We start from the raw sequence: 9,336 nt of genomic DNA, 5'->3' as shown, positions 1-9,336 counted from the left end.
TCCTCCTCCGGCACGCCGGGGCCGGTGTCGGTGACCGAGAATTCGATCTCGCCGGAAGAGCGGCGGCGCACGCGCAGCATGATGGCGCCGCCGGAGGGGGTGTATTTCACGGCGTTGTCGAGCAGGTTGGCGAGCGCCTGGGCCAGGAACTCCTGATTGCCGCGGGCCTGGAGGCCGTCGGCCATCTCAGCCTGGAAGTCGAGGCCCTTGTCCTCGCACAGCGGTTCATAAAGCTCGGCGATGTCGGCGGCGAGCTGGGCGGGGTCGAAGAGGATCTGGTCGGGGGCCTGGCCGGCGGCCTGCAGGCGGGCGATGGCCAGCACCGCGCCGAAGGTCTTCAGCACCCCGTCGGTGTCCTCCAGGGCCTGGGCCAGGGCCTGTTCCGGGTCGCCCTTGCCGGCCTCGACGTCGAGATAGGCCACCTCCAGCCGGGCGCGCAGGCGGGTGAGCGGCGAGCGCAGGTCGTGGGCGATCGCGTCGCCGGCGTGGCGGTGGCCGGCCATGGAGCGCTCCAGCCGGTCGAGCATCTCGTTGAGGCCGGCGGCCAGTTCGTCGAACTCGTCGCGGGTTCCGCGCACCGGGGCGCGGGCGGCCAGGTCGCCGTTGCGCACGGCGGTGACCACGTCGGTGAGGCCGGCCATGCTGCGGCTGACATTGCGGCTGACCAGCACGCCCCCCAGCAGGCCCAGGACCACCACCAAGGTGCCCGCGCCGCGCAGGGCGTTGACGATCTAGCCCACATAGGCCGGGTCTACGCTGACGTCGGCGACGACGAACAGGATCTCCCCGCCCTTCAGGTGCTCCTGGAAGCCGCGGGCCGGGTGCTTGATGGGCCGCCCTTGCGCGTCGAAATCGGTGACCGAGAAGCTGGCGCGGGCCGGGACGGCGTTGATGTCCTCCAGGGGGGACTCGGCGATGGAGCCGGAGATCCGCGTGCCGTCGGGCTTCATCAGCAGGTAGAGGAAGGGCCGCTCGCTGGCCGCCCGCTCGATGAGGGACTGGTTGACCGCGTCGACGCCGGCCCGGTCATAGGCGGCGACGAGCGAGTTCATCTCACGGGTGATGTCCTGGTCGGTGCGCCGCGTCGCCTCCCCGGCGGTGGCGACATAGATATAGGCCAGGAAGGCGCTGGCCGCGGCCCCGAACAGGGCCAGGAACAGCAGGGTCAGCCGGAACGGCGTCGTGCGGAACATCCGCGGAAGGCGCAGCCCGGGGGACATCAGAAAGGCCTCTGGGCGTGCGCGGTCCTTCTCCCCTTGCGGGAGAAGGTGTCGCGCGAAGGCGCGACGGATGAGGGGTCGCGCTGCGTTCTCAGAACAACATCCGTCATCCCGGGCGACCGGAGGGAGACCCGGGACCCAGGTGACTGGGCTGGGCTCCTGGGTCCCGGCTCTCCGCTTCGCTGCGGCCGGGATGACGGAGTGGGTTTGCTTGAGGTGTCCATCGACCCCTCATCCGACCGGTCTCCGACCGGCCACCTTCTCCCGCAAGGGGAGAAGGGAAAGATGGTTGGGATCAGAACGTCCAATTGGCCGCCCCCTACGGCTCCAGGCGGTAGCCCGCCCCGCGGACGGTCTGCAGCATGGCGCGGTCGAAGCCCTTGTCGATCTTCGAGCGCAGGCGGGAGACGTGGACGTCGATGACGTTGGTCTGGGGGTCGAAGTGGTATTCCCAGACCTTCTCCAGCAGCATGGTGCGGGTCACCGACTGGCCGGCGTGGCGCATCAGGAATTCCAGCAGCTGGAATTCGCGGGGCTGGAGGTCGATCTCCTTGCCCTGGCGGTGCACCGAGCGGCCAATGAGGTCCATCTCCAGCTCGCCGACCCGCAGCAGGGTCTGGACCGAGCCGGTCTCGCGGCGGCGCGACAGGGCCTCGACCCGGGCGCTGAGCTCGGCGAAGGCGTAGGGCTTGACCAGATAGTCGTCGCCGCCCGCCTTGAGGCCCGCGACGCGGTCGTTGATCTCGCCGAGCGCGGAGAGGAACAGGACCGGGGTCTGGTCGCCCTCGCGGCGGATGGTCTCCACCAGGGTGACCCCGTCCATCCTGGGCATCATGCGGTCGACGATCATCACGTCGAACTCGCCGTCGCGGGCGGCCTTGAGGCCCTCCTCCCCGTCGGCGGCGCGGACGCAGGCGTGGCCGCCCTCGGTGAGGCCGCGGTCCATGGCCTCGGCCGCCTCAAGGTCGTCCTCAACGATCAGAATGCGCATGCCGTACCCCCAAATCAGTTTCCGGAGATTAGCCGGAAACCTTGATCGGCAGGAAGGTGGTGCGGCCGGCGCGCAGGACGCCCACCAGGATGCTGGGACGGCCGCCCTTCTTGGCGACGTCCACGGCGGCGGAGAACTCCGAGGCGCTGGTCACCGGCCGGCCGCCGGCCTGGGTGATGACGTCGCCCTTGCGCAGGCCGCGCTGGGCGGCGTCCGACGACTGGTCGACGCTGTCCACCACCACGCCGCGCACGGGGCCCTCGATGTTGAGGCGGCGACGGGCGGCGTCGTCCAGGGGCGCGAGCTTCAGGCCGAGCACGGCCGGGAGCTGGACGGCGGGGCCGCCCTCGGCGCCCGGCGCGCGGGGCGAGCCGGAATTGTCGTTGGAGGCCAGCTCCTTCTCCGTCGGGCGGACGCCCGAGCGGATGTCGACGGTCTTGCGACTGCCGTCGCGCAGGACCTCGACGTGCAGGACGTCGCCGGCCCGGGCCTTGGCGACCTCGCGGGTCAGCTCCGATGAGGTTCGCACCTTCACGCCGTTAACCGCCACCACCACGTCGCCGGGGACGAGGCCGGCCTTGGCCGAGGGCCCGCCGGGGACCAGGTCGGCGACGATGGCGCCCTTCTGACCGGCCATGCCCTGGGCCTCGGCCATCTCGGAGGTGAAGTTCTGGATCGAGGCGCCGATATAGCCCCGGGTGATCTTGCCCCCGGCGATCAGCTGCTTGGTGATGGCGTCGGCCACGTCGGCGGGGATGGCGAAGCCGATGCCCACCGAGCCGCCCGAGGGCGAGAAGATCGCGGTGTTGACCCCGATCACCCGGCCATAGATGTCGAAGGTCGGGCCGCCGGAATTGCCCCGGTTGATGGGGGCGTCGATCTGGATGTAGTCGACGAAGGTCTCGCCGATGTCACGGCCATAGGCCGAGATGATGCCGGCCGTGGCGGTGCCGCCCAGGCCGAAGGGGTTGCCGACGGTGATCACCCAGTCGCCGACCCGGGGCTTGGCGGCGTTCTCGAAGTTGACGAACGAGAAGCCGGAGCCCTTGACCTTGAGGACCGCCAGGTCGGTGCCCTCGTCGCGACCCACCACGACGGCGTCCAGCTCGCGCTCGTCCTTGAGCACGACCTTGATCTCGTCGGCGTTCTCCACGACGTGGTTGTTGGTGACGATGTAGCCGTCGGGCGAGATGAAGAAGCCCGAGCCGGAGGACTGCTGGTTGGGCAGGCGCGGCTGGCCCTGCTGGGCGCCCTCGCCGTCCTCGCCGTCGGGCGCGGCGCGGGGCACGATGTCGAAGGGCAGACCCGGGATCTGGCGGCGCAGGGCCGCGGCGTCGACCTTTGAGGTGACGTTGATGGAGACCACCGCGGGGGAGACCTTCTCGAAGATGTCGGCGAAGGAGAGCGGCGCGCCCGGCGGCGGGGCGAAGATCGGGGCGGTCGAGGCCCGGATGAGCATCGACTGGTCGACGCGGTCGGCGACCGGCTTGCCGACGCTGGCGCCGGCCACGGCCGCGGTCGCGATGCTGACGCCGGCCAGGGCGCCCCAGAGATAACCGTTCTTCTTCGAGGTCATATGCCTTCAATTTCCCTGTGGGCCCTTGCGGGTCACCAACAACCTAGGTTCGATGCCTTACAGCGCAAGCGCCGCGCAAGTTACGTTTAGGTCACGCTGCGCGCAGCAAGGCGACCGATATTGGGCGCAATCGTGTCACGTCTGATCATCGTCGGCGAGATCGGCCAGACGGGCGGCCTCTTCCTCCGACAGTTCGGAGGACGGGCGGGGCGCGCGAAGGTTCCGCGCCAGCAGCCAGACCCCGAGACCCACCACCAGGAAGGGGGCGCCCCACAGGGCCGCATTGCCCCAGGAGAAGCTCGGCTTGAGCAGGACGAACTCGCCATAGCGGTCGGTGAGATAGGCCTTCACCTGGTCGTCGGACTTGCCGGCCTTGATCTGGTCGCGGACCAGGCGGCGCAGGTCGGAGGCCAGCTCGGCCTGGGAGTCGTCGATGGACTCGTTCTGGCAGACCAGGCAGCGGACCTCGCTGAACAGGGCTCGGGCGCGGGCCTCCTGGGCGGGATCGGCCAGGCGTTCGGCCGGGTCGGAGGCCGCGGCGATGCAGAAGACCGCCGCCAGGATGGCGAGAAGCTTCCTCATGCGGCGGCCGCGCGGCGGCCCACGGCCAGCCGCAACCGGCGGTCGGAGAGCGAGATCAGGCCGCCGAGCGCCATGACGCCGGGGCCTAGGAAGATCAGCAGGGCCCAGGGGTTCCAATAGGCCCGCACCAGCCAGACCTCGCCGGGGCGGCGTTCCCCCAGCACGACATAGAGATGGCTGGCGCCCAGGGTGCAGATGGCCACCTCCGAGGTGGTCTGGCCGCCGGCGGGGTAGAAGCGGCGCTCGGGCCGGGGCGCGCAGATCAGGGCGCCGGCCTTGCGAGCCGAGATCACCGCCCGCTCGGCGTCGAAGTTGGGGCCGTCGACACCCTGGATGGCGTCCAGGGTCAGCTCGTAGGCGCCGACGTTCAGATGTCCGCCGATGACCAGGGTCTCGGCGGCCTCGGCCTTCCAGCCGGTCTCGAAACAGGCGCCCAGGACGAAGATCCCCAGGCCGGCATGGGCCAGCGTCATGCCCCAGGCGCCGCGCGGCAGGCCGGTGAGCCGCCGCCAGGTCTCGGCGGCCGAACCGCGGAAGGCCCGGGTGCGCTCGGCCAGCTCCACCAGGGCGCCGAGGATCAGCCAGGCGCCGAGGCCGAGGCCGGCGCTGGCCAGCGCCTTGCGGGGGCTGACGACGGCGAAGGCCAGCAGGCCGCAGGCGGCGGCGATCAGGGCCGCGACCCACAGGCGCTGGGCGACGCCGAGCGCGTCGGCCCGCTTCCAGGCCAGCAGGGGCCCGGCCGGCAGCAGGATCAGCAGGGCGGCCATCAGCGGGGTGAAGGTCAGGTTGAAGAAGGGCGGGCCCACCGAGATCGCCTCGCCGGTCGCCGCCTCGCGGATCAGGGGATAGAGGGTGCCCAGCAGGACCGTGACCGTGGCCGCCGCCAGCAGGATGTTGTTGAGCACGAGCGCGCTCTCGCGGCTGACGGGGGCGAAGACGCCGCCGGGGCTGAGCGCCGGGGCGCGCCAGGCGAAGAGGGCGAAGCCGGCGCCCGCCGTGGCGCCCAGGATCATCAGCAGCAGGACGCCCCGGGTCGGGTCGACGGCGAAGGCGTGGACGCTGGTGAGCACGCCCGAGCGCACCAGGAAGGCGCCCAGCATGGAGAAGGTGAAGGCCGCGAGCGCCAGGAAGACGGTCCAGCCGGCCAGGGCGCCGCGCTTTTCGGTGACGATAGCCGAATGCAGCAGGGCCGTGGCGATCAGCCAGGGCATGAAGCTGGCGTTCTCCACCGGGTCCCAGAACCACCAGCCGCCCCAGCCGAGCTCGTAATAGGCCCAGAAGGCGCCGAGCGTGATGCCGACGGTGAGCAGGCTCCAGGCCATCAGGGTCCAGGGCCGGACCCAGCGGGCCCAGGCGGCGTCGGCGCGCCCCTCCACCAGGGCGCCGACGGCCAGCGAGAAGACCACCGACATGCCGACATAGCCCGCATAGAGGGCGGGCGGGTGGAAGGCGAGCGCCGGGTCCTGCAGCAGGGGGTTCAGGGAGCGGCCCTCGATGGGGATCTGGGCCAGGCGCTGGAAGGGGTTGGAGGCCAAGACCGTATAGGCCAGGAACACCGTGCCGATGGCGCCCTGGGTGGCCACGGTGACCGCCTTGAGGCCCGGCGGCAGGCCGCGCCTGAAGCCCGCGACCGCGGCGCCGAAGCCGGTCAGGGCCAGGCACCAGAGCAGCATGGAGCCCTCGTGGCTGCCCCAGGTTCCGGCCACCTTGTAGAGCATGGGCTTTTCGGTGTGGGAGTTGGCCGTGACATTGGCCACCGAGAAGTCGGAGGTGACGAAGGCGTGCATCAGGGCGGCGAAGGCCACGGCGACGCAGGCGAAGGCCGCGAGCGCCGCTCCGGCGCCGGCGCCGGCCAGAACGCTGGCGCGCCGCCAGCGGCCGGCCACGGACAGGACGACCTGGGCCAGGGACAGCACCAGGGCGAGGATCAGGGCGAAGGCGCCGGTCTCGGCGATCATGTGACGGGGGACTTCCGGGGCGCGTCGTAGCCGGGCTTTTCGCCGTCGCCGCGCCACTCGCCCTGTTCCTTCAACGCCTTGGAGACCTCGCGGGGCATGTAGCGTTCGTCGTGCTTGGCCAGGACCTGCTTGGCCTGGAAGACGCCGTCCTCGCGGTAGGCGCCGGTGGCGACGATGCCCTGCCCCTCGCGGAACAGGTCGGGCAGGTCGCCCTGGAAGACGATGCGGTCGGCGGCGAGGGAGTCGCGGACGGTGAACTCCACCCGGCCGTCAGGGTGCTTGACCACGCTGCCCGCCTCCACCAGCCCGCCCAGCTGGAGGGTGCGGCCGGCGGGCGGCTTGGCGGCGTCGGCCTGGCTGGGGGTGTAGAAGAAGGAGATGGAGTCCGAGAGGCCCCACAGGGTGAGGCCGACGGCGAGCGCCAGGACCGGCGCGATGGCCGCCAGCAGGGTCAGGCGGCGGCGCGCCTTGGGGGACTTGGGCAGCCAGCCGCTCATGTCATGGGTTCCGTCTTGGCGGCCGCGTCGAGGGCCTGGAGCAGGTCGGGATCAGCGGCGAACCGCTTGCGGGCGGTGGCCAGGGCCGTGTCGCGCTTCTCGGTGTCGCCAAGCACGGCGTAGGACCTCACCAGCCGCACCCAGCCCTCGCCGTCACTGGGGTTGGCCTCCAGCCTGGCGGCGAGGCCGGCGACCATGCCGCGGATGGCGTCCATCTGCGGCATGGCCGGCGCGGCGGGCGCCGGGGCGTTCTCGGCCTGGGAGATGGCGGATGCCAGGGCGCCGCGGCGGGGGTCGGTCATCGGCAGGTCGGCCTGCAGGGCGCGCCAGGCGGCGACGCCGCCGGCCTTGTCGCCCGCCGCGATGCGGGCGCGGGCCAGGTGGAAGCGCGGGGTGACGGCCTTGGGGTCGAGGCTCAGGGCGCGTTCGAAGGCGCGCTGGGCCTGGGGGGTGACCTCGCCGCCGCCCTGGGCCACCAGTGCCTCCCCCAGCAGGCTCCAGAGGTCGGGGCGCTTGGGATCGAGGGTGATGGCGCGGCGCAAGGCGCGGGCGGCGGCCGAGGGGTTGTCGGAGGCGGCGTGGGCCATGGCCAGGTAGCGGAAGCCCTCGGGGTCCTTGGGCCGCTCCACGGTCATGGTCTGGAGGACCGCGGCCATCTCCGGCGCGGACAGCGCGGCCGGATCGGTGGCCCGCCAGGCGGCCAGCCGGGACTTGAAGGTCTGGTCGGCGAAGCCCGGGGAGCCGACCCAGAAATAGAGGCCAAGCGCGATCAGCGGCGTGACGGCGGCCACGGCCAGGACCGGCTTGCGCAGGCCGGTGTCGGCGGTCCAGGGCCGGGCCGTGGCGTCGGCGGCGTGGAGCAGGCGCCGCGCGGCCTCGGCATGGGCGCCCTTGCGCTCGCCCTCGGCGATCAGGCCCCGGTCGGCGAGGTCGTCGATCTCGCCGAGCTGGCGGCGATAGAGGTCCAACGTCGGATCCTGGGACCCAACGTTGCGCGCGGCTTGCGCGGCGGCGTGCAGGACAAGGCCGGCGGCGGCGGCGGAGATGAGGCCGGCGGCGATCCAGAAGGCGATCATGAGGGGCGTTTAGACGAAACCGGCGACCAGCGCGAGGTCCGTAAGATTACGCAGCCCACGCGAAACGCGCTACGCGCCGGTTCGCCGAAACGAGGACCGACTTGAGGGCTCGAGAGGGTGCGATGCAGAGGTTGCGACGAACCTCACCTCCCGACGTCCGCAATGGCGGGAAGCAGAACTGACCTCGGTCAATGTCCGATCTGCGCCAGAAGCGGAACTTGGTTTCCGGCGGAGAACCGGACATCTGTGCGAAGAGCAGTCTTTGCCCAGGTCAAGGTGCCGGTTCCGCTCGACCGCCTTCCTCATGGGTTCGGCCGTCCCGGATGTGATAGAGGCGCTTGAACGTGGGGATGATCTTCTCGTCATGGGTGACGATGATGATCGCCGTCTGGTAGCGGGCCGCCATGTCATTCAGGATCTTGACCACCGCCAGCGCTCGTTCCCCATCGAGCGGCGCTGTCGGTTCATCGGCGAGGATCACGGGGGGACGGCTCACCAGCGCCCTGGCGATGGCGACGCGCTGTTGTTCTCCCCCTGAGAGCTGAGATGGCATGGCCTTGGCGCGATGGGCGACATCGAGCGCCGTGAGCAACTCCACCGCTTGGGCGCGGGCCTTGGCGTTGGTGACGCCGGCGAGCATCGGCAAGAGGGCGACATTGTCGGTCACATCTAGAAACGGGATCAGATAGGGCGACTGAAAAATGAAGCCAATCCGGTCACGACGCAGCGCCCGAAGATCAGGAATCTTCCATGCGTTGTCGTAAATGGTCTGCTCGCCGATCGTCATCCGCCCGGACGTTGGCTCGATCACCGCCCCTAGACATTTGAGCAGGGTGCTCTTGCCAGACCCCGACGGTCCAATGAGGCCGACGACCTCTCCGGGCCCGACATGCATGTCAACGCCCTGCAGCGCATGGACCGCTGTTTCGCCTTCCCCGTAGGTCTTGACGAGATTGTCGATGCGGATGCCGTCAGCCACCGATGGCCTCCGCGGGATCGATCCGAAGCGCGGCGCGGATGGCAAGCAGGCTGGCGATCGCGCAGATCACCATGACCGCGATGAAGCCGCGCACGGAATCGCTGGACAGCAACAGGACGTACTTGGGGAATATCGGGGCCCAGACGGTGGCGGCGATCTTACCGACGACAAAGCCGATCAGGCCGAGTCCAAGCGCCTGCTGCAGGATCATGAACGAAATGGTCCGGTTGCGTGTGCCGATCAGCTTCAGCACCGCGATCTCCCGGATTTTACCCATCGTCAGCGTGTAGATGATGAAGGCGACGATTGCCGCGCTGACGATGGAGAGGATGACGAGGAACATGCCGATCTGACGCGCGGATGTGGCGATCAGCTTGTCGACCAGAATCTCCTCCATCTCCGCCCGAGTGTAGACCGTGAGCCGTTGCCAGCGCCGGATCGGCTCGGCCACCTGGTC

10 protein-coding genes are annotated in these 9,336 nt (G+C 70.4%); all 10 read right to left on the bottom strand.

Annotated features, from left to right (window positions below):
* Positions 1-698 (bottom strand): HAMP domain-containing sensor histidine kinase (locus Q7T09_RS07565; protein ID WP_304698932.1); only part of this gene is annotated, 698 nt, incomplete at its 3' end.
* Between the two features lie 33 nt (positions 699-731).
* Positions 732-1,220: a hypothetical protein gene (locus Q7T09_RS07560; RefSeq protein WP_304698930.1), complete on the bottom strand. Its 489-nt coding sequence runs from the start codon at positions 1,218-1,220 to the stop codon at positions 732-734.
* A 319-nt stretch (positions 1,221-1,539) separates the two neighbouring features.
* Entirely contained in the window at positions 1,540-2,211 is a 672-nt protein-coding gene (locus Q7T09_RS07555; protein ID WP_304698929.1) for a response regulator transcription factor, read from the bottom strand.
* A 28-nt stretch (positions 2,212-2,239) separates the two neighbouring features.
* Positions 2,240-3,787, bottom strand: coding sequence for a Do family serine endopeptidase (locus tag Q7T09_RS07550; protein WP_304698928.1), 1,548 nt, complete (start codon positions 3,785-3,787; stop codon positions 2,240-2,242).
* A gap of 135 nt (positions 3,788-3,922) precedes the next feature.
* The gene (locus tag Q7T09_RS07545; RefSeq protein WP_304698927.1) at positions 3,923-4,369 is read right to left on the bottom strand and encodes a cytochrome c-type biogenesis protein; all 447 of its coding nucleotides are present in this window, start codon (positions 4,367-4,369) and stop codon (positions 3,923-3,925) included.
* On the bottom strand, positions 4,366-6,327 hold the full coding sequence (locus tag Q7T09_RS07540; RefSeq protein ID WP_304698926.1) for a heme lyase CcmF/NrfE family subunit: 1,962 nt from the start codon (positions 6,325-6,327) through the stop codon (positions 4,366-4,368). Before Q7T09_RS07540 ends, Q7T09_RS07545 begins: the two co-directional genes overlap by 4 nt.
* Positions 6,324-6,824: a cytochrome c maturation protein CcmE gene (ccmE, locus tag Q7T09_RS07535; RefSeq protein ID WP_304698925.1), complete on the bottom strand. Its 501-nt coding sequence runs from the start codon at positions 6,822-6,824 to the stop codon at positions 6,324-6,326. The genes Q7T09_RS07540 and ccmE overlap by 4 nt, the downstream gene beginning before the upstream one ends.
* Entirely contained in the window at positions 6,821-7,900 is a 1,080-nt protein-coding gene (ccmI, locus tag Q7T09_RS07530; RefSeq protein ID WP_304698924.1) for a c-type cytochrome biogenesis protein CcmI, read from the bottom strand. The genes ccmE and ccmI overlap by 4 nt, the downstream gene beginning before the upstream one ends.
* Positions 7,901-8,171: 271 nt before the next feature.
* Entirely contained in the window at positions 8,172-8,879 is a 708-nt protein-coding gene (locus Q7T09_RS07525) for an ABC transporter ATP-binding protein (protein WP_304698923.1), read from the bottom strand.
* A partial coding sequence (locus tag Q7T09_RS07520; protein WP_370689216.1) for an ABC transporter permease occupies positions 8,872-9,336 on the bottom strand: 465 nt, incomplete at its 5' end. The genes Q7T09_RS07525 and Q7T09_RS07520, both read right to left, overlap by 8 nt.

Source organism: Phenylobacterium sp. (assembly GCF_030645195.1).
Taxonomy (GTDB): Bacteria; Pseudomonadota; Alphaproteobacteria; order Caulobacterales; family Caulobacteraceae; genus Phenylobacterium.
This window is presented reverse-complemented; position numbering and strand designations above follow the sequence as displayed.